The following is a 21,461-nucleotide window of genomic DNA, read 5'->3' on the forward strand; positions in this document are numbered from 1 at the left end:
AGAAAAGGTGCCAATGAAGCACCAACCCTACAATCCAGGAGAACACTATGCGAGTCACCTCAATGGCCATCGCGCTATCCCTCTGTTGCACTGCACTGCCGTTTGCCGCCTCGGCGGCGGGTAATCTGAATATGGTCTGTTCGGCCGATGTGGTGGTGTGCGAGCACATGACCAACATCTTCAGCAAGGCGCATCCGGATATCAAAGTCAGCATGGTGCGCCTCTCGGCGGGCGAAGCCTATGCACGGCTGCGCAGCGAAGCACGTAATCCGCGCACCGATATCTGGTGGGCGGGCACCGGTGATCCGCATATGCAGGCGGCGGAAGAGGGGCTGACGCAGCCGTACAAATCGCCGCTGCTCGATCAGCAACAGGATTGGGCGCAGAAGCAGGCGGAAAACTCCAATTACCGCACGGTGGGCATTTATGCTGGCGCGCTCGGCTGGGGCTACAACACCAAACTGCTGGAGTCGAAAAAGCTGAAAGAGCCGAAATGCTGGGCCGATCTGCTGGACCCAAGCTTCAAAGGGGAAATTCAGATCGCCAATCCGAACTCGTCGGGTACCGCCTACAACACGCTGGCGACGCTGGTGCAGATCATGGGTGAGGATAAGGCCTTTGATTACCTGAAAAAACTTAACGCCAATATTTCTCAATACACTAAATCGGGCTCGGCGCCGGTGAAATCGGCGGCGCGTGGCGAAACCACCGTCGGCATCGTGTTTATGCACGATGCGGTAGCGATGGAAGTGGATGGTTTCCCGATCAAGACCGTCGCGCCGTGCGAAGGCACCGGCTATGAAATTGGCTCGATGTCGATTGTCAAAGGTGCGCGCAACCTCGCTAACGCTAAAGTCTGGTACGACTGGGCGCTGAGCGCTGAAGCGCAATCACATATGAAAGAGGCCAAATCCTTCCAGCTGCCGTCGAACCGTAATGCGGAGATTTCTGAGTACGCGCCGCGCTTTGAGAACATCAAATTGATTGATTACGACTTCAAGACCTACGGCGATTCGGCCAAACGTAAAGCGTTGCTGGGACGTTGGGATAAAGAGATCGGTGCCAGCGCGCAGTGAGATCGGTGCGGTTGGTGGGACGGTCGTCATAAATGACGACCCTACAAAACCCGGTAAAACACCGTAGGGTCGCCATTCATGGCGACCTGGTTAAGCACCGCACAAAACCCCGTAGGGTCGCCATTTATGGCGACCTTATAAAGCACCGCACAAAAACCCGAATTCGAGGTATGTGATGAATGCAAATAATCGCCGTCTGACAGGCGCGCTGATCATCGGCGCAGTAGCGTTACTGCTGCTGCCGTGGTTCAGCCTGGAAGCCGGTTTCTTCAGCAGCGGCTGGTTAACCAGCCTGTGGAGCGACAGCGCCAACGCGCCCGCGCTGTGGCAAGTAGGCGAACATCCCTGGCTGCTTATCGCCATCGCGCTGTTCGTGCTGTGCGCCGGTTGCGGCATCTTGCCTGCGCAGGCGCGCAGCCGTTTACTGCTGCTGTTCAGCGCGCTTGGCGTACTGTTCCTCATCATTGAAGGTCACGCCATTGGCTACAGCGGCTGGAGCTGGTTGTGGCTGGAAAATCGCTTCGGCGCGCTCGCTTCCGGCCAACCGGCGATGGGCGCGGGTGCGCTGCTGTTGCTGACCACTTTCCTGCTGCTGTTTTCCTTCGCGCTAGCCGAACGCGGCGTAATGAAAGGTGATGCCTTTGTGGTGGCGTCGCTGGTGCTGCTCACCGCGCTGGTGAGCATCTTCGTGCTTTATCCTGTGCTGAGCATGTTTGTGGTGTCGGTGCAGGACGTGGACGGCAGCTTCAAGCCGGATGGCTTGATCAGCAACATTCAGGATCCATCGATCTGGAGCTTGTCCTGTTTGTCGGGCGGCACCTGCGGCACCGCGTGGCGCACATTGTGGTTGGCGCTGATGACCGCCGCCGGCTCAACACTGCTCGGTTTGGCGTTTGCATTAGCCGCCACGCGCACGCCGCTACCGTTCAAAAAAGCGCTGCGCATGCTGACCATTCTGCCGATCATCACGCCGCCGTTTGTGATTGGCCTGGCGCTGATCCTGCTGTTTGGCCGCTCCGGCGTGGTGACGGAACATCTGGCGGCGCTGTTTGGCATCGAACCGGGCCGCTGGCTGTATGGCTTAACCGGCATCTGGATCGCGCAGGTTTTATCGTTCACGCCGATTGCGTTTCTGGTGCTGATTGGCGTGGTGGAAGGCGTCAGTCCGTCGCTGGAGGAGGCGTCACAAACGCTGCGCGCCAATCGCTGGCGCACCTTCACGCGCGTCTCGCTGCCGCTGATGGCGCCGGGTTTAGCCAACGCCTTCCTGATTAGCTTTATCGAAAGCATGGCCGATTTCGGTAACCCGATGGTGCTGGGCGGCAGCCACGGCGTGCTCTCCACTGAGATCTTCTTCTCGGTGGTTGGCGCGCAGAACGATCCGAGCCGCGCAGCGGTGCTGGCAATGATTCTGCTGTGCTTCACACTGACGGCATTTGTGCTGCAGCGCTGGTGGCTCGGCGGCAAAAACTTCGCCACTGTCACCGGTAAAGGCGACGGCGGCAAACATGTGCAGCTGCCGCGCGTGCTGCGCTTTGGCGTGTACGGCATGGTGATTCCGTGGGGCCTGTTCACGCTGGTGATCTACGGCATGATTGTGGTCGGCGGCTTTGTGCAGTCGTGGGGATTGAATGATGCGCTGACCATCGAGCATTACGTGCGCGCCTTCGGCGTCAGTTTCAGCGATGGGCATCTGCTGTGGAGCGGTGTGGCGTGGAACTCGTTCTGGACCACGCTGGAGATCGCGCTGATTGCTGCACCGCTGACGGCGATTGTCGGCCTGCTCACCGCCTGGCTGATTGTGCGTCAGAAGTTCGCCGGTCGTCAGACCTTCGAGTTCCTGCTGATGCTGAGCTTCGCCATTCCCGGCACGGTGATCGGCGTGAGTTATGTGATGGCGTATAACCTGCCGCCGCTGGAGATCACCGGTACCGCGATGATCCTCGTCGCCTGCTTTGTGTTCCGCAACATGCCGGTTGGCGTGCGCGGCGGCATCGCGGCGATGAGTCAGCTGGATAAAAGTCTTGATGAAGCTTCATTAACGCTCGGCGCTAACAGCTTCCGCACGCTGCGCAAAGTGGTGCTGCCGCTGCTGAAACCGGCGATCAGCGCCGCGCTGGTTTACGCCTTCGTGCGTGCCATCACCTCGATCAGTGCGGTGATCTTCCTCGTGAGCGCGCAATACAACATGGCAACCTCTTACATCGTCGGGCTGGTGGAAAACGGCGAATACGGTGTGGCGATTGCTTACTCAACTGTCTTGATAGTGGTGATGCTACTGATCATCGGCATGTTCCAGTGGCTGGTGGGCGAACGGCGTCTGCGCCGCGTGGCCCGTCCGGTCGATATGGCAATTCCGCCAGCTTCAACGTCCTTAACCCAGGAGAGAGCCGTATGACACGCGTAACCGCTGGATCTGTGGTGTTTGAACACGTCTCGAAACGCTTTGCCGGTTTTGATGCAATTCCCGATCTCTCGCTGACGGTAGAGCCCGGCACATTGGTGACGCTGCTGGGCCCGTCCGGCTGCGGCAAAACCACCACGCTGCGGCTGCTGGCCGGGCTGGAGCATCCCACTGCCGGGCGCATTTTGATTGGCGGCAAAGATGTCACCAACCTGCCCGCTAACGAGCGCGACGTGGCGATGGTGTTTCAGTCTTACGCGCTGTTCCCGCACATGAGCGCGCTCGACAACATCATGTATGGCTTGCAGTCGTCGGGCATGAATAAACGTGAAGCGCAGGACCGCGCGCGTGAAGGGCTCAAGCTGGTGGGCCTCGAACATCAGGGCCAGCGCCTGCCTTCGGAGCTCTCCGGCGGGCAGCAACAGCGCATTGCCGTGGCGCGCGCGCTGGTGCTGGAGCCGCAGGTGCTGCTGCTGGATGAGCCGCTCTCCAATCTTGATGAGCGTTTGCGTCGCCGGGTGCGTACAGATATCCGCGATCTACAACAGCGCCTCGGTTTCACGGCGGTGTACGTCACGCACGATCAGGAAGAGGCGCTGGCGGTCTCCGATAAGATTATTGTCATGAAAGAGGGTGATATTGCCCAGCAGGGCGCGCCGGAAAGTCTCTATCACGCGCCGAATTCGGTGTTTATCGCCGACTTTATGGGCGAGGCCAATATTCTGCCGTGCGAAGTGGAGCAGCTTGATGGCAGCGAAGCGCTGGTGCGGCTTGGCAGCCAGCGCTACCGCGTGCGCGGCAACGGCCTGAAAACCGGCGCGGCTCAGCTGTCGGTGCGACCGCAGTTCATCACCTTGCGCGGAGAAGGCGCGGGCGCACTGCGCGGCGAAGTGACGCACAGCACGTGGCTTGGCGACCATATCGAATATGAAGTCGCTACCGAATTGGGTTCGCTGTTTATTGTCGATGCCGAGATGGAGCAGCAGCTGCCTCTGGCATCGAACGTTGCGATTGATTTTAAACCTCAGGGTTTGGCCCTGATTGCCGGTTAATTTAAGGATGGATGATGAGTGAATTAGACAATGACCCGCTGTTATCGCGCCTGATTTTAGCGGAGAAGGTGGCACGCGCCGGCGGCGCGAAGGCGCTGGAGTATTTCCATCAGCGCGACACCTTAGTGGTGGAGACCAAATACGATTTGCAGGATGTGGTGTCCCGCGCTGACCGCGAAGTGGAACAGATGATCGACCAGCAGATTCGCGCGCAGTTTGCCGACGACGGTTTCCTCGGCGAAGAGTACGGATTGCAGGAAGGTTCATCGGGTTATACATGGGTGGTCGATCCGATCGACGGCACCAGTCCGTTCCTTAACGGCATGCCGAACTGGTGCGTGTCCGTTGCGGTGCTGCACGACGGTGTGCCGGTGATTGGCGTGATTTTCGCGCCCACTTATCAGGAATGTTACGTGGCGGCTCTTGGTCAGGGTGCGACGCTCAACGGCAAGCGCTTGCAGGTGGATGCATCGCGCACTTTGCAAAATCATGTCACCGGTTTTGGTGCCAACAGCCACGTTAGCCCGGATGAAGTGGGGAAAATCCTCGCATCGTTGCTGGCGGCGGGCGGGAATTTTATCCGCATTGGATCGGGTGCCTTGATGCTGGCGTGGGTCGCGGCCGGGCGCGTGGTGGGTTATTACGAGCCGTATATGCATGCGTGGGATTGTCTGGCCGGTTATTGCCTGGTGAAAGAGGCGGGCGGCTGGTATCACCCGTTCAACACCGAAGGTGAACGTTTGCTGAAAGGCGCGCAGGTGCTGGCGGTTGCGCCGGGTGCGGAAGCGGATTTGAAGCGGATTGCCGGATTGTGATGTTGGTTGCGGTCGCCATGAATGGCGACCCTACAAAAACGCGCAGAATCGTCGTAGGGTCGCCATTTATGGCGACCTCCCATCAAACCAGAATAAATTCCCGATAACCCGACCAAATCACATATATCGCGAAATAAACAAAAATCAACGCGGAAGCGAGATAGGAATACTTCAACAAACGCTGCCCCAGCAGCTTGCCGCCCATGCTGCCCACCAGGCACAGCACGCAGGTCCACACCACGCCCGCAATAAAGAAACCGCCGAGGAACGATGAGGTGGCCGCCGCGCTGCCGTGTCCCATACGTGAAATCAACGCACCGCCGACGCTGGCAAACCACAAAATCGCGGTCGGTGATGACATCGCCAGCATCACGCCACGACTAAACTCGCGCAGCAACGATCGATACGGCTGTTGTTCGGTTTCCGGCAGTGCAGCCTGCTTCTGCAACGCCGCATAAAGCATTTTTCCGGCAAACCACAGCAACAGCACACCGCCGCCAATCCACAGCACCCAACGTACGGCGGTGAACTGCAACACAATCGCCATACCCGCCAGCGCGAGCAACGCATAGATTAAGTCACCGATACAGGTGCCAATCCCCAACCAAAAACCGTGAAAATAGCCGCGTTGCATCGCCAGCGTGATCATGGCGATATTGGCGAGACCGATATCAAGGCACAACGACAAACTCAGCAGAAAACCATTTGAAAACTGCAGCATAGCAACGTCAGCATCCCTGGCCTGAAAAGAGAGCTGTATTAAAGCATGCCGGTAAAACGCAGTAATAATAAGAATTACGCATTTGAGGTCTTTCGGCTGACAGGTTTGGAGGTAATCGTGCTCTAACGGCGGATAAATCCCCGATAATGTGAACACGATCACGCCCGTTCGGCGCGAATCAAAACAATCCCACTATAGTCGTAAAGCGGCCTGCATCATCGGCCGCAATCACAATAAAAAATCCAACGCGACTAACGCTTTCTATAAAGAACATTCCGATTATGGTGGGTACCACAATGAAAAATCACAATAAATCCGTGTCTGGCGGTTTGGCGTCACGTCTAAGCGTGGCATTATCGCTAGCTGTTTTCACATTAGCGGGAAGTGCAATGGCAACTGCAGCGGAACATCACAACCAAACGGCCTTAGTGGGCACATGGACCAGCATCCCGGATGCGCCGTTAGTGCAAAATCCGGGTCATCCCAGCGAAGGCTTGTACCGTTTGAAGGTCAATAGTGACGGCTCGCTGACGCCGCTCGATTTCATCAAAATGAAAAGCCCATCGTGGATTGTGAAATCGCATGATGGCCGTTTTGCCTACACCACCAATGAAGAGAACGCCGGTGCGGTGACTGCGCTGGCGATCGATCACAGCGGCAAGGTTCGCGTGATTAACGCGGTGGATAGCCACGGCCAGCAGCCGACGCATGCCACCATCAGCCCGGACGGTAAGTTCCTGTTTGTCGCCAACTATTCGGTGGCTAAAGGCGGCGCCAGCGTGGCGGTATTCCCGATTCATCACGACGGTTCGCTCGGCGAGCAGGCGCAGAATTTCCCGTTTGCCAGCGGAAGCGGTGCGGTGAAAGATCGTCAGGATAGCGGCCACGCGCACTCCACCACCTTCACGCATGATGGCAAATACCTTTACGCCGCGGATCTCGGCGGTGACAAACTGCACGCTTATGCCTATCACGCGGGCAAAACTCAGCCGCTGGCAGCCGATACTTCACGCGATGTCACCTTCCCGGCCGGTTCTGGCCCGCGCCACATGGTGTTTTCCCCGGATGGCAAACACGCTTATGTCACCACCGAAATGGCCGGTGAAGTGGTGGTGTTTGCGGTGAAGGACGATCGTCTGGAGCAGCAGGCTAAGGTCAAACTGAACACGGAAAACAGCAGCGCCGAGTATCGCAGCGGCGGCGGCATTATCCTTAGCCCGAACGGCAAGTTTGTGATTGCGGCTAATCGCGGCTCGGATAACAGCTTAGTGGTGTTTAAAATTGCGCAGGATGGTTCACTGGGAACGCCGGTGCGCTACAAAGCAGATGGCATTGAACCGCGTGCTTTTGCCTTTGATGCCAGCGGCAAATACCTTTATGTGGCGAACGTGTTTACCAATAACATCACGATGTTCCATTTCGATGCTGAGACCGGTGCGTTAAAAGCCGCAGGTGAAGTGGCGAAGATCGCCACGCCAACGGATATTAAGTTTTTTAATTGAGTTTTGTAGGGTCGCCATTTATGGCGACCGTGCACCATATGAGTGCTTATTGCCATTTAACCGTGCGCATATTTTTCTGAAACGTCGTAATTAATCACCGAAATACGGCAATCTACGGCCTGTTAATTATTTGGCCCACTTCTTGCTTAATACAAAATAACGCCCCAACGATGTGGCAACCCTCTTGTTAACGCAGACAGCGCCGTCTGCCGATCGCTTTTATTCTCTCCGGCCTCCCGGAAACACTCTAATTTGACCCTTCCCTTTCAAGAGGTTGCTATGGCTATTAGTCGTCGTTCATTTATCCAGGGTTCAGCAGTTTCGGCGTTAGGTTTGGCCGCGGGCGTTGCGCCTAAATTCTCTTTCGCCGCCGACAGCAAAGACGCGATTAAAATCGCCAGTATTCTCGACTTATCTGGCGGGCTCGATATCTACGGCAAGCCAATGTCGAACGCGATTAATTTGGCGGCGGAAGAGATCAACGCAGCGGGCGGATTATTAGGTCGCCCGTTGCAGGTGATTAATTACGATGCGCAATCCAACATGCAGCTTTATGCGCAATATGCGCAGCAGGCGGCGCTGAAAGATAAAGTGGCGGTGGTACACGGCGGCATTACCTCGGCTTCGCGCGAGGTTATTCGTCCGGTGCTGGATCGTTTTCGTTCGCTCTATTTTTATCCGGCGCAATATGAAGGCGGCGTATGCGATCGTAATTACTTCTCTTCCGGTTCTACGCCAGCGCAAACCGTGGAAAAACTGGTGCCTTATGCGGTGAAGAAGTGGGGCAAAAAAGTCTACGTGCTGGCAGCGGATTATAACTACGGCCAAATCGTCTCGGCGTGGGTGAAAAAGTCGGTGCATGATAACGGCGGTGAAGTGATGGCGGTTGAATTCTTCCCGCTGGATGTCACCGATTTTGGCGCGGCGATCTCCAAAATCCAGAGCGCCAAACCCGACATGGTGTGGTCAGCGCTGGTCGGTGGCGCGCACATCTCGTTCTATCGCCAGTGGCATGCGGCCGGTATGAGCGGCAAGATCCCGATTGCCTCCACGGTGTTTGGCGGCGGCAACGAACACATCATTCTGTCACCGGAAGAGAGCAACGGCATTCTGGTGGCCGCCAACTATATGCAGGAAATCCCCTCGCCGGAAAACAAAGCCTTCGTCGAGCGATTCCATGCACGCTATGGCGCCAACACGCCGTACATCAGCGACCTCGCGATGGGCGCTTATCAGGGCATGCTGATCTGGGCGGAAGGGGTGCGCAAAGCGGGCGATATCGACCGCATGAAGGTGATTGAGGCGCTGGAGTCCGGCGTCACGCTGACCTCGCCGAGCGGCAAGCTGAGCGTCGATCCCGCCACCCATCACTGTTCGCTGGATGTGCATATCGCCGAAGTGGAAAACCATCAGATGAAAATTCTGGAAACCTTCACCGATCAAGCGCCAGTGGATACCGCGATGGTGTGCGATCTGAAGAAAAATCCGCGCGATACCAAACAGTATCAAATTGAGCTGTAACAGGAGCCGCTATGGATCTGTTCATTATCTACGCCATTGAAGTGCTCAATGCCATCGCCGTGCTAGTAATCATGAGCGTTGGGCTGGCGGTGGTGTTCGGCATGATGAAAATCGTCAATATGGCGCACGGCGAATTCATGATGCTGGGCGGCTACAGCGCCATTCTGGCCACCAATCAGTGGGGCGTGCCGATCTGGATCTCAATGCTGGTGATCGCGCCGCTCACCGTGGGGGTGTTTGGCGCGGTGATTGAGCGCGTGATTATCCGTCATCTTTACGGACGGATGATCGACACCATGCTGGCGACATGGGGGCTGAGTCTGGCATTGATCGGTGCCGCCACCATGCTGTTCGGCAACACCACGCTGGGTATCAGTTCGCCGCTGCCCAGCGTCAGCATCGGCAATTACAGCACCAGCGGTTATTCGCTGTTCATGATTGTGTTTGCGGTCGGCTTGCTCGGCGCGCTGTGGCTGCTGCTGCGCTTTACCACCTTAGGTTTGTGCGCGCGTGCCACCATGCAGAATGCGCGCATGGCGGCGGCGCTCGGCAGTAATCCGGGCAAGATCTACAGCCTGACATTTGGCCTCGGCGCGGCGCTGTCGGGTTTAGGCGGCGCACTGTTAGCGCCGATTACCGGCGTGATTCCGACGATTGGCGTTAGCTTTATCGCCAAAGCCTTTATCACGGTGATTGGCGGTGGCAGCGCGATCATCGCCGGTACGCTCTCCGCCTCGACGCTGTTCGGCACCATTTCACAGCTGGTGACCTACTTCTCCACGCCGGTGTTTGGTGCGGTTGCGCTGTTGCTGAGCGCTATCGTGCTGCTGCGTTTGCTGCCGCAGGGCATCACCGGGCGCTTCTTCAGGAGATCGCTGTAATGAAACTGTTCTCGGAAAAGATTCAGATTGTCGTCACCTCACTGGCGATGGTGCTGGTGGCGCTGTGGCTGTCAGGTGCGATTGAGCTCTACACCTTGCTGTCATTGACGGTGTTTCTGGTGATGGGGTTGTTGTCGCTCAGCCTGGCGTTTATCTGGGGTTACGGCGGCATCCTGTGCTTCGGCCAGGCGGCATTTTTCGGTTTAGGCGCTTATACCTATGCGATTTGCGCCATCAACTGGGGCGATTCAACCTGGGCAGTGGTGATGGCGGTGCTGCTGCCCACGCTGTTCTCACTGCTGCTGGGCTATGTGATTTTTTATGGCGGCGTCAGCGATGTCTATCTCGGCGCCATCACCCTGGCGGTGAGTCTGGTGCTGTTTAACTGGGTTAACTCCACTTCCGGCAGCGAATATCACATCGGCGAAGCGCTGCTGGGCGGCTTTAATGGCATTCCCTCGGTGCCGACGCTCAACCTGCCGTTCCAGCCGGATGCCATTTTATCGCCCGAAGCGATCTTTATGGCCACCGCCGGATGTCTGGCGCTCTGCTATGCCTTGCTGAAGTTCGTGCTGCTGAGCCGCTTTGGCAAAACCGTGGTGGCGATTCGCGAGAACGAACAGCGCGCCGGATTGCTCGGCTACAACGTGCCGGCGCATAAGCTGGCGACCTTTGCCATCGGCGCGGCAATTGCCGGACTGGCGGGTTGTTTGTACGTCAACTGGGGCGCGTTTGTCAGTCCCGGCGTATTCAGCATCAGTCAGTCGGCGCAGATCATCATCTGGGTGATTGTCGGTGGACGCGGCACGCTACTTGGGCCGGTGATCAGCTGCGTGCTGTTGCAGTGGATGGTGACGCGGCTGGGCGCGCAGCAAACCGTGGATGTCAATTTAGTGCTCGGCGTAATCCTGGCGATATTTGTGTTGCTGATTCCGGGCGGTATTTTGCCGACGTTGCAGCGCCTGTGGCGGCGCAAGCGTCGTGCCGCCGTGCCCGCCAGCCGCGCGCAGGTCAGTGAGGTGAAACAATGACGACCAACGTGTTACTGGAAACCCGCAAAATGGGCGTCAGTTTTGGCGGCGTACATGCGGTGAAAGAGGTGGATTTCACCTTACGTGAAGGTGAGTTGCGCTGCCTGATTGGCCCCAACGGCGCAGGCAAAAGCACCTTCTTCAAGATGCTGAGCGGCCAGGTGACGCCGACGCGCGGCGAGTGTCGCTATCGCGAACAGGTGATCTCCGGCAAACGACCGTGGGAGATCGCGCGTTTGGGGATTGGCATCAAAACCCAGGTGCCGAGCGTGTTCGAAGGTTTAAGCGTGCGGGAAAACTTGTGGCAGGCGGCAGCCAATAAGCTGGCGAAAGCGGCGCTGCCAGCGGCGATTGAACAGGTGCTGGAGGATATCGGCCTGGTCGATCTGCAACATGCGGTGCTCTCGGAACTGGCACATGGTCAGCGGCAATGGGTGGAACTGGGGATGATCCTGATCTCCAAACCGCAGCTGGTGCTGCTGGATGAACCGGCGGCGGGCATGACGCATCAGGAAGTGCGCAAAACCGCGCAGCTGATCAAGGCGATCAATCAGCAGAGCACGGTGGTGGTGGTGGAACACGACATGGAGTTCATCAGCATGATTGCGCAGCAGGTGACGGTGTTTAACCAAGGCGCGGTGCTGGCGGAAGGCAGCTTCCGCGAAGTGACACAAAATCCGCTGGTGAAAGAGGCGTATCTCGGCAATCTGGAGATTAAACATGCTTGAAATAAAAGAGATGGTTTCGGGCTACAACAAGATTCCGGTGCTGAACTTATCCGAGCTGTTTGTCAGCGCAAAGTCGTTCACCGGCGTGCTGGGCCGCAACGGCATGGGCAAAACCACGCTGCTACGCACCATTATGGGCGAACTGCCAGCCTGGCAAGGCCGCATCGCGCTGAACGGTATTGATATTACCGGTTATCAGGCGCATCAGCGTGCGGTGGCGGGCATCGGTTTTGTACCGCAAGGACGACAGATTTTCCCGCAGCTGACGGTGGAGGAGAATTTGCGCATGGGCTGCGTGAAACACTTCTCCCGCGCCGGGCAAATTATCGAGCAGATGCTGGAATATTTTCCGCGCCTGAAACGCCTGCTGGCGCAGCCGGGCGGTGCGCTATCGGGCGGCGAACAGCAGTTGCTGGCATTGGCGCGCTGCCTGTGCGGGCAGCCGCAGCTGGTGCTGCTGGATGAGCCAACGGAAGGGATTCAACCGAATATCTGCGAGGAGATCATTGAGACGCTGCGGCGGCTGCGCCACGAGATGGATATTTCGATCATTCTGGTGGAGCAGGATATCGAGTTTCTCTATGCGCTATCTGACCAGATTCATGTGATTGAGAAGGGGCAGATTGTGCAGAGGATCGATCCAAAAACCCAGTCGAGCGCCAGCGTGGCAGAGCAGTTTTTGGGGTTTCATGTTTGAGCATTATTCAAGGTGCGCATGAATGCGCACCCTACGAAACCGCTCCGCATCCTTGTCCGCCCTGACACAGCACCCGGCAGCATCAGCAAAGCACGGATTCACTCGCTCGTTTACCTTAAGGCTTCCTCATTCGGGATGCGCATAGGGTGAACCATGACTGAACAATCATTACTGGCAACGCTTTCTGGTGTCCGGCTGCATATTTTCCATCCTGATTCACAGAGCGTGCGCGCGTTTTGCGCCTCGCTGACGCAGTTGGGATGTCACGCGCAACACAGCTGGCCGCCTGCTGCATCAATTCCTGCGGATACGCAACTGCTGCTGGTGGCGATCGATGTGCATCAGCAGCAGACTTTATCCACTCTGTTCAACAGCGCGCGCGAAAGGGAAATTCCCATCATCGCGCTGGCGGATAGCCACAACGCGCGGCTGTTTCCGCTGCTGCTGCAACTCCAGCCGAACGCCATCGCCGAGCGTGAACTGAATCCGTTTGCCTTGATTGTGCAGATGATCGGCACGCTACAAACCGTACGTCATCACCAGCGGTTGCGTGCGGTGCAGCAGGCGCGTAAAGCGCGCGGGGAAAGGTTGGCGCAGGCAAAAGGCGTGCTGATGCAAACCTTCGGGCTGGATGAATCGGGGGCGTATCGCTTGATGCGCAGCGAAGCGATGAACACGCGCAGCAGCATGGAATACACCGCCGAGCGCGTGATCACCTCGCTACAAAAGTAGCGGCGCGTCCGGCTGCCGTAACAGGCTGCTGGGCGTGTAACCAAAGGCTTTGCGAAATGCCAGGCTGAAGTGCGACATATCGCTAAAGCCGTGATCCAGCGCCACCTGGGTGATATTGCGCGCTTTGCCTTCGGCCAGAATGCGATGACACGCCTGCAAACGCTCCTGCCAGAGGAAGTTCATCGGCGTGGTGCCGTGGGCGGCAAACACCCGGCTGATGGTGCGCGGCGAGACGTGATGCGCATTGGCGATTTGCGCCACCGACAGCTCCGGCTCCTGCAGATTGTGACGCAGGAAACTCACCACGCGCGAATACAGATCCGGTTTCAGCGCCTCTTCGCTGTGCTGCAAATTGACGCTGACCGAAATCATATTCAGCAGCGTATTGGCGAACTGTTCGGCCAGAAACGGGTTTTCACGGTCGGGATTAAACACGAACGCTTCCTGTAAAAGCAGCTTGAGCGAAGCCATGCCAGGGCGCGTAAGGTCCAGCGTTTTGCCCGCCAGTTTGGCGGTGGCAGGCGCTTCCTTCTCCATAATGTGACGTGGCAGATGTACGATATTGATCGCCACATTCTCCATGGCAAAATCAAACGGCGTCGCGGCATCGTAAATCACCACATCGCCCGCGCTGACGCGTGATTGGTTGCCATTCTGCCGCAGCGTGCCGCTACCGGCGCAAACGTAGCCCAGATAGAAATCGTGATTAGGATGGCGGCGGATACACTCCGGTGTGCGTTGCCACATCAGCGCGGTATGTGACACGTGATTGGCAATATCCATGTGACCGAGCATCGAATAGGCAAAGCTGCCGGAAAAGGTGCCTGAGTGCATCTGGCGCGCTTCGGCTTTGATCAGACGCGAACACACCGCATCACGCCAGGCATCGAAGCGATGGCGGTTATCGAGATCGTCGGTGGTGAAAAGCTCTTTCATATCAGCATCCCCTAAACATGGCGAAAAAGGGCGGAAGTCAGGGAGTTAAAGCAAGTTTCAGGCCATGAGCGGGTGAAATGACCGCCCCGATGCTGTCGGGGCGGTTATAAAAGCGGATTTACAACGCAGGATGCTGTTTGTGCCAGTCGGTGACCTGCTGGAAGGCCCACGCGCCCTGAATCATGGTGGTTTCGGCGAAATGTGCCGCGACCAGCTGGAAGCCAATCGGTGCGCCGCTGGCGGTTTTACCGCACGGCAAGGTGATGGTGGGATGTCCGCTGGCGTCAAATGCACTGGTATAGCGCAGTACGCCGTTAAACAGTGCCTGATCGGTACCAAAACGGGTCATGGTGTCCCAGGTCAATCCGGCATAAGCAGTGGCTGGTGCCAGAATCAGATCAACCTGAGTAAAAAGCGCGGAGATATCGCCGCGCAGCGCCGCACGGCTGAGCAGCAAGCGCTGATACTCCAGCGCGGTGACGCTGTGACCAAGATCCAACAGGCCAGCCAGGCCGGGACCGTATTGATCTTTCTGCGCTGGATAAGTGTCTTCATGCGCCAGCGCGGTTTCCACGGCGCAGAGTGCGCTCCACTCGGCGGCGGCTTTTTCAGTATCGGGCAAGGTGATATCCACCAGCGTCGCGCCGAGCGAACTCAAGGTGGCAATTGCCGATTGCAGCGCGGCGCGCGTCTCCTCGTCGACTTTCTCCAGCGCCCAGCTTTTATCTACGCCAATGCGCATCTTGCTGATGCCGCGCGTCATCAACGCCAGATAATCCGGCACCGGCTCGCTGCTGGAGGTGGGATCTTTGTCATCGCGACCGGCAATCGCCTGCAACATGGCGGCGGCATCGGCGGCGTTACGCGCCATCGGGCCGATGTGATCAAGTGATGCCGCCAGTTCACAGGCACCGTGACGCGTGACGCGGCTCCACGTCGGTTTAATGCCGGTCAGGCCGTTGGCGTTGGAGGGAAAACGAATCGAACCGCCGGTATCGGTGCCAATCGAGCCGAAGCATAAACCTGCAGCAGTGGCGACGCCGGAGCCGCTGGAGGAGACGCCGGTCCACAGCGCGCTGCCCCACGGATTATTGGGGCGGGCGATGTCAGGATGGTGATCGGCGAAGGCGCTTTCGGTTTGCGTCAGCTTGCCGAGAATCACCGCACCTGCCGCGCGGAAGCGTTCCACCACGGTGGAGTCTTCAGTTGGGTAACGATCTTTGTGGATGATCATGCCGTGGCTGGTGGGCGCATCTTTGGTCCAGATCAGATCTTTAAGCGCGATGGGTACGCCGTGTAGCGGACCGCGCATTTTGCCTTGTGCAATTTCGGCGTCGGCTTCAGCCGCCTGTTGCAACGCGCTGTCGCGCATCACGTAGAAGTAGCTGTGTAAGTCGCGATCGAGCGTATCGATGCGCGTCAGCAGGGTTTGCGTGACCTCCACCGAAGAGATTTCGCCCGACTGAATCAAGCGGCCAATTTCCAGCAAGCTTTTGTAATGCAGGTTATTCATCGTGACCTTACCTCGTGAGTGAGAGATGTGTTGATGAATAACGTAAGTCACTGCGGGAAGTGCGGCTGTGTTTAGGCGGACAGATGATATGTCTGGAATGACAGGTTGGGAGGTTGTGGTGAGAAGGTCGCCATGAATGGCGACCCTACAAAAACCGCACTGAACTTGTAGGGGCGCCATTTATGGCGACCGAATATTGTAAACGTTGCTAAAGCTGCTCATTAATACGCCGATAACACTCAGGAATAGTACACAACGAGGATTATTTTCATGCTAAATGGGATTGGCAGCAGCGTACTGAGAAATTTAATCGCATCGAATGCGGTGGTGACGCCGGCGGTGAACAACAAATCCGCGCAAAACGCTCTGACGGCGGAAGCCTCGACCAAAGTCACCTTCAGCGAGGCGAGTGACGCCATCGCTGCTATCTACAAAATCGAGCCCTCTCAGGTCAAGAGTTCCGTCGATGTCACCAGCAGCCTGCAAGCGCAGATCAACGGTGCCGCGCATGCCAGCGGCGTTGGTATGAACGGTCTTGGCAGCACCTTACTGAGCAATCTGGCCAGCAATCGTGGCGACGTGACCTTGAGCGTGCCAGCAACCGAAGCGGTGAGCGGCGCAAAGAGCAGCAGCCAAAGCGCACTGGCACTGACCATCACCACGCAATCGGGCGTGCAGGTGAGTTTGCAGATGACGCGTCAGCAGGGCGGCTTGGTGGTGGAGCTAAAAACCAGCGGCGGCCAGCTGAGCAACGATGAAGCGGCGGCGATGGGGCAACTGTCTGCGGGCTTGCAGAAAGCGCTGGATGGTCTGGATGGCAGCACCACCAAGCTCGATATCAGCGATCTGATGAAGTTTGATAGTTCAGTGCTGAAAAGCGTCGATTTGAAGACCGATCTACGGAATGGCAATAACGTCACGCAATCTCTGAATCTGCATGCCGACGATCAGGAGCGCTGGCTTGGTTTCCATAACGGCGATGTCAGCATCAAACTTGATACTGATATGTCGAAACTGACGCAGGCGGGCAGCGCGGCGCAGCAGGCGGCGGCACTGGATCAGTGGAGCAGCAAATTCGATCAGGCAGCTTCGCGCGGCCATGGCGATAGTGACATGCTGGCGCTGTTTAAAGACAGCTTCCGCGCGCTCAATACCACCGAAGGTAAAGCGGCGGAAAGCATCAATACCCAGCGCGTGAAGTCAATTGATGCTAACGCGGCGAAAAACGGCGCGATCAGCGGGCTGGCGGACTTCTCGGCTATGTATCAGCAGACGCCGGTTTCCGGTAATCCGTATAAGCCGGAAGAGGAAGACACCTTCTCACTTAACGTGGCGCAAAAAACCACTTCGCAGATGCATGGCGATACCCAGAATTTGACCCAGCAAACGCTGTTTAAACTCAAGGCCAGCTTCCACACCGCACTTGATTCTGCCTCGGCGGTGAAATTGACCGACCAGAAGTCGTCGCAAAACTATAAGTACCATTTGATTGATGACGAAGAGCGTAGCCAGACGTCGGTGACGCAGAATAAGAAAGGCGATTTGACCGCGAATTATTCCCAGCAGCTGACGCAAAATGAGACGGTGCAAACCTATCAGCTGGCGAAGTTGATTGATAGCGTGCAGATCCCGCACAGCGCGAAAAACGAATTCACCCGCAGTTTCGCCGCCGCGCAATTTGATGCACAAATATAAAATCGTAGGGTCGCCATTAATGGCGACCTTATAAAATCCCGCACAATTCCACAAGGTCGCCATTAATGGCGACCCTACGGGATATGCATTATTTAAATTTTGATTGCGTTATTTGATCTTAAGAATTACACGCCGCTTTTTTATACTCGCTAATTGCCCGCAGCGCCGCCGCTAGCCTGTTGTTGCGCTTAATTAAATCCATAGCTTAATAATGGCAACGCATTGCCGGATATAGCATAACCGCGCTATTTACTTGTTTTAACCCCGCTGATTATCATCGCTTTCAATCCGTTATTCATTCCACGGCCTGCTGAGTTTTTCAGTGCAGGCTTACACTTCGCTGTGCAGTAAAAGTGAAATCAGCTATGACGCAAAACAGTGACGAGATTATTAACCGCGCGGCGGTAATAAACAGCGATGAACAAGCCATCGCTGCCGCACGCCATCTGGCCGAACAGGCAAAAGGCGGCGCAGTCGAACGCGATCAGCAACGCATCTATCCCATCGCGCTGCTCAACCAGTTCACCGCGTTGGGACTTGGCAGCATCAGCGTGCCACGCGAATTTGGCGGCGCAGGTTTGTCGTATCAAACCATGGCCGAGGTGTTTCGTCTGATCTCCGCCAGCGATCCCTCGCTGGGGCAGATCCCACAAAACCACTTTGGTCTGATTCAGTTCATCCTCGGCGAAGGTTCGGCGGCGCAACAGCAGCAGTTGCTGAGCGCGGTGGTGCAGGGCAAGCGTCTTGGCAACGGCGGGCCGGAGAAAAACACCAAACACACACGTGATGTGCAGGCACAGCTGGTGACAACGTCACAGGGCCTGCAGCTCACCGGCGAGAAGTTCTACTCCACTGGCGCGTTGTTCGCCGACATTCTGGTTACCACCGCGATGCACGATCAGCAGCCGAAGATGGCCTTTATTCCGCTGCCAGCATCGGGCGTGGAGATTGTTGATGACTGGTCGGGTATCGGCCAGCGCACCACCGCCAGCGGCACGGTGAAACTGCAGCAGGTTGCGGTGGATCCGGCGTTATTGATGTCGCTGCCCGCAGCCGAAAAACCGACGCTGCGCGGTGCGGTTTCCCAGCTGATTCAGGCGGCGATAGATGCGGGCATTGCGCAAGGTGCGCTGGATGAGGCGCTGGAGTTTGTGCGCAGCAACTCGCGACCTTGGGTGGATGCCAATGTCAGCCGCAATGCTGACGATCCCTACATCCTCGCCGATGTGGGCCGCATCAGCACCGAACTGAGCGCCGCCAACGCACTGCTGACGCGTGCCGCCCGCGTGCTCGACAGCATCGATCAACAAGCGCTGACCGCCGAAAACTGCGCGCGCGCCTCGATTGCGGTAGCGGAAGCAAAAGTACTCACCACCGAAGTGGCGCTGCGTGCCAGCGAGAAACTGCTGGAATGGGGCGGCAGCCGCGGCACCTTGCTGCGCCACGGACTTGATCGTCACTGGCGTAATGCACGCACCCACACGCTGCACGATCCGGTGCGCTGGAAAACCCATGCCATCGGCAACTATTACCTCAATGATGCGCTGCCTGCGCGTCATGCGTGGATTTAAGGAGCAACCATGACGCAGGTATCGCCTAAACAGCGCGCATCGCGCATCACCCATGCCCAACAGGCATTGCAGGTGGCGCAGGAACTGGCGGAACGTTTTCGTGCCGGTTCAGCCCAGCGCGACCGCGAACGTGAACTGCCGCACACCGAGTTGCAGCAGCTGTTTCAATCCGGACTCGGTGCCATCACCGTGCCGCGTGACTTTGGCGGCATTGAGATTTCTACCGCCGAACTGGCCGAAATCTTCGTGATATTGAGCGCCGCCGACGGATCGATTGGTCAGGTGCCGCAGAACCATTTTTACGCGCTGGAAGTGTTGCGCATCAACGGCAGCGAGGCGCAGAAAAAGCGGCTCTACGCCGAAGTGCTGGATGGCGTGCATCACGGCAATGCGCTGGCGGAATTCAGTTCGCCTGCCGCGCATCAACGTTCTACGGCGGTTTCGCAGCAGGCGGAAGGATTGCGCCTCAACGGCAACAAGTTTTACTGCACCGGCGCGCTGTATGCCGACCGTATTCCGACGCTGGCGATTGCCGATGACGGCAAAGAGCAACTGGTGTTTGTACCGCGCCATCAGCACGGCGTTAACGTGATTGATGACTGGAGCGGTTTTGGTCAGCGCACCACCGGCAGCGGCAGCGTGCAGTTCCGTGACGTAGCCATTGCGCCGGAAGATGTGGTGCCGTTCCAGACCGCATTTGAGCGTCCGAGCACCGTTGGGCCCTTTGCGCAGATTATGCATGCGGCTATCGATCAGGGTATTGCGCGGGCGGCGTTTGATGACATGCTCGATTTCCTGCGTCAACGCGCGCGACCCTGGCCGGACAGCGGCGTAGAACGAGCCAGCGACGATCCGTTGACGCTCGATCGCACCGGTCGTCTGGCCGCACGTCTGAGCGCGGGCGATGCACTGCTGGCGATTGCGGGTGATGCGGTTGACGTGGCGCAGCGCGATCCCAGTGCCGAAAACGTGGCGCTCGCGTCAGTGGAAGTGGCGAAGGCGCGCGCCTGGACCACGGAAGTGTCGCTGGAGGCCAGCAATCTGCTTTTTGAACTCGGCGGATCGCGTTCCAGCCTGCGCGAAAACAACTTTGACCGCCACTGGCGCAATGCGCGCACCCACACCTTGCACGATCCGGTGCGCTGGAAATATCCGGCAATCGGCAACTATCTGCTGAATGGCGTGTTGCCGCCGCGTCGGGGGACGATATGAGTCAAAAACAGATTCTGCTTAATGCTTTCAATATGAACTGCGTTGGGCACATTCATCACGGTATGTGGACGCATCCGCAGGATCGTTCGGTGGATTTCAACTCGCTGGATTACTGGCTGGATCTGGCGCGTTTGCTGGAGCGCGGGCTGTTTGATGGGCTGTTTATCGCCGACATTCTCGGCGTGTATGACGTCTATCAGCAAGGCATTGGCCTGACCGCTAAAGAGTCGATTCAGCTGCCGGTCAACGATCCGCTGATGTTGATTTCCGGCATGGCCAGCGTGACGCAGCATCTGGGTTTTGGCGTCACCGCCAATCTGAGTTATGAAGCGCCATATCCGTTTGCACGCCGCCTTTCCACGCTCGATCACCTGACCAAAGGGCGCATCGGCTGGAACATCGTCACCGGTTATCTCGATAGCGCCGCGCGTGCCATGGGTCAGCAACAGCTGCTGGCGCACGACCGCCGCTACGATCAGGCCGATGAGTTTCTCGATGTCACCTACAAGTTATGGGAAGGCAGTTGGCAGGATGATGCGCTGGTGCAGGATAAAGCCCATCGGCGCTACGCCGATGCCAGCAAAATCCATCAAATCAATCATCAGGGCGAGTTTTATCAGGTGCAGGGTTATCACCTGAGCAGCCCGTCACCGCAGCGTACGCCGCTGCTGTTCCAGGCCGGTTCCTCGGCGCGCGGCGTGCAGTTCGCCGGACGTCACGCCGAGTGCAGCTTTGTGAATGCCGCGTCACCGGCGGCGATGCGCGAGCAATCGACGCGTTTGCGTCAGGCGGCGGTGGCTGCTGGACGCCATCCTGACGATCTGCGCATTTTTATGGGCGTCAGCGTGATTGTCGCGCCAACCGAACGCGAAGCGCAGGAGAAGCATAAAACCTATCTCGAATACGCCAGCCCGGAAGCCGGTATCGCGCATTTCTCCAGCTCGATTGGCCTGGATTTGGCAGCGTTCGAACTCGATGAGCCGATTCAGACTGGCGACACGCGTGCCATTGAATCAGTGAGCAAAGCCTTCAGCGGCTGGACGCGCCGTCGTTTGCTGGAGCAGCACGCGATGGGCAGCCGCTATCCGCTGATCGTCGGCAATCCGAGCCAGGTCGCGGATGCGTTGATTACTTGGATCGATGAAGGCGATATCGACGGCTTTAACCTGACGCGCATTCTCAATCCGCAGAGCTACCGCGATTTTATCGATCTGGTGGTGCCGGAATTACAGCAGCGCGGCCGCTTCAAGACCGCGTATCAGCCCGGTTCGCTACGGCAGAAAATTTTTCAACAGCAAGACCGCTTGCCCGATCGCCATCCGGCGGCGCGCTGGCGCGACGGCGTTAACCTTCGTTAATTTAACCTCAGGGATC

The 21,461-nt window shown here is 57.4% G+C and carries 18 protein-coding genes; 15 read left to right on the forward strand and 3 right to left on the reverse strand.

The window, feature by feature from the left end; genetic code table 11:
* Window positions 1–47 precede the first annotated feature (47 nt).
* From ACXIZX_RS24770 to ACXIZX_RS24785, 4 genes are all read left to right on the forward strand, one after another.
* On the forward strand, window positions 48–1,076 hold the full coding sequence (locus ACXIZX_RS24770) for an ABC transporter substrate-binding protein (protein ID WP_008109398.1): 1,029 nt from the start codon (window positions 48–50) through the stop codon (window positions 1,074–1,076).
* Window positions 1,077–1,251: 175 nt separating this feature from the next.
* Complete coding sequence (locus ACXIZX_RS24775) at window positions 1,252–3,474, forward strand: ABC transporter permease (RefSeq protein ID WP_479405357.1); 2,223 nt, start codon at window positions 1,252–1,254, stop codon at window positions 3,472–3,474.
* On the forward strand, window positions 3,471–4,532 hold the full coding sequence (locus ACXIZX_RS24780; RefSeq protein ID WP_008109395.1) for an ABC transporter ATP-binding protein: 1,062 nt from the start codon (window positions 3,471–3,473) through the stop codon (window positions 4,530–4,532). The genes ACXIZX_RS24775 and ACXIZX_RS24780 overlap by 4 nt, the downstream gene beginning before the upstream one ends.
* Window positions 4,533–4,546: 14 nt before the next feature.
* A complete protein-coding gene (locus ACXIZX_RS24785; protein ID WP_008109393.1) occupies window positions 4,547–5,347 on the forward strand; it encodes an inositol monophosphatase family protein in 801 nt (266 codons plus the stop codon).
* Window positions 5,348–5,429: 82 nt separating this feature from the next.
* On the opposite strand, the gene ACXIZX_RS24790 is transcribed toward ACXIZX_RS24785, so the two are convergent.
* Window positions 5,430–6,068 (reverse strand): LysE family translocator, encoded by a 639-nt coding sequence (locus tag ACXIZX_RS24790; RefSeq protein WP_008109391.1) that lies wholly within the window; start codon window positions 6,066–6,068, stop codon window positions 5,430–5,432.
* Between the two features lie 389 nt (window positions 6,069–6,457).
* On the opposite strand from ACXIZX_RS24790, the gene ACXIZX_RS24795 reads away from it, so the two are divergent.
* From ACXIZX_RS24795 to ACXIZX_RS24825, 7 genes are all read left to right on the forward strand, one after another.
* On the forward strand, window positions 6,458–7,570 hold the full coding sequence (locus tag ACXIZX_RS24795) for a lactonase family protein (protein ID WP_179452348.1): 1,113 nt from the start codon (window positions 6,458–6,460) through the stop codon (window positions 7,568–7,570).
* 279 nt (window positions 7,571–7,849) lie between these two features.
* Complete coding sequence (locus ACXIZX_RS24800) at window positions 7,850–9,091, forward strand: urea ABC transporter substrate-binding protein (RefSeq protein ID WP_008109387.1); 1,242 nt, start codon at window positions 7,850–7,852, stop codon at window positions 9,089–9,091.
* 11 nt (window positions 9,092–9,102) lie between these two features.
* Entirely contained in the window at window positions 9,103–9,972 is an 870-nt protein-coding gene (locus ACXIZX_RS24805) for a branched-chain amino acid ABC transporter permease (protein WP_061719130.1), read from the forward strand.
* Window positions 9,972–11,003 carry a branched-chain amino acid ABC transporter permease gene (locus ACXIZX_RS24810; protein WP_479405358.1) on the forward strand — a complete coding sequence of 344 codons (1,032 nt, stop codon included), beginning with the start codon at window positions 9,972–9,974 and terminating at the stop codon, window positions 11,001–11,003. Before ACXIZX_RS24805 ends, ACXIZX_RS24810 begins: the two co-directional genes overlap by 1 nt.
* Window positions 11,000–11,731, forward strand: coding sequence for an ATP-binding cassette domain-containing protein (locus ACXIZX_RS24815; protein WP_154157524.1), 732 nt, complete (start codon window positions 11,000–11,002; stop codon window positions 11,729–11,731). The genes ACXIZX_RS24810 and ACXIZX_RS24815 overlap by 4 nt, the downstream gene beginning before the upstream one ends.
* Entirely contained in the window at window positions 11,724–12,428 is a 705-nt protein-coding gene (locus ACXIZX_RS24820; RefSeq protein ID WP_479405359.1) for an ABC transporter ATP-binding protein, read from the forward strand. Before ACXIZX_RS24815 ends, ACXIZX_RS24820 begins: the two co-directional genes overlap by 8 nt.
* 153 nt (window positions 12,429–12,581) lie before the next feature.
* Entirely contained in the window at window positions 12,582–13,160 is a 579-nt protein-coding gene (locus ACXIZX_RS24825; RefSeq protein WP_479405360.1) for an ANTAR domain-containing response regulator, read from the forward strand.
* Here the strand turns inward: ACXIZX_RS24825 and ACXIZX_RS24830 are convergent.
* Window positions 13,149–14,096, reverse strand: coding sequence for a helix-turn-helix domain-containing protein (locus ACXIZX_RS24830; protein WP_258145393.1), 948 nt, complete (start codon window positions 14,094–14,096; stop codon window positions 13,149–13,151). The two genes, ACXIZX_RS24825 and ACXIZX_RS24830, sit on opposite strands and share 12 nt — an antisense overlap.
* A gap of 118 nt (window positions 14,097–14,214) precedes the next feature.
* A complete protein-coding gene (locus ACXIZX_RS24835) occupies window positions 14,215–15,609 on the reverse strand; it encodes an amidase (RefSeq protein ID WP_061719135.1) in 1,395 nt (464 codons plus the stop codon).
* Between the two features lie 270 nt (window positions 15,610–15,879).
* On the opposite strand from ACXIZX_RS24835, the gene ACXIZX_RS24840 reads away from it, so the two are divergent.
* From ACXIZX_RS24840 to ACXIZX_RS24855, 4 genes are all read left to right on the forward strand, one after another.
* On the forward strand, window positions 15,880–17,304 hold the full coding sequence (locus tag ACXIZX_RS24840; protein WP_479405361.1) for a hypothetical protein: 1,425 nt from the start codon (window positions 15,880–15,882) through the stop codon (window positions 17,302–17,304).
* A 365-nt stretch (window positions 17,305–17,669) separates the two neighbouring features.
* Window positions 17,670–18,875 carry an SfnB family sulfur acquisition oxidoreductase gene (locus tag ACXIZX_RS24845; protein ID WP_479405362.1) on the forward strand — a complete coding sequence of 402 codons (1,206 nt, stop codon included), beginning with the start codon at window positions 17,670–17,672 and terminating at the stop codon, window positions 18,873–18,875.
* A gap of 9 nt (window positions 18,876–18,884) precedes the next feature.
* Window positions 18,885–20,087, forward strand: a complete 1,203-nt coding sequence (locus ACXIZX_RS24850) for an SfnB family sulfur acquisition oxidoreductase (protein WP_479405363.1) — start codon at window positions 18,885–18,887, stop codon at window positions 20,085–20,087.
* Window positions 20,084–21,445: an LLM class flavin-dependent oxidoreductase gene (locus ACXIZX_RS24855; RefSeq protein WP_479405364.1), complete on the forward strand. Its 1,362-nt coding sequence runs from the start codon at window positions 20,084–20,086 to the stop codon at window positions 21,443–21,445. The genes ACXIZX_RS24850 and ACXIZX_RS24855 overlap by 4 nt, the downstream gene beginning before the upstream one ends.
* Window positions 21,446–21,461 lie beyond the last annotated feature (16 nt).

The organism is Candidatus Pantoea symbiotica (assembly GCF_056491525.1).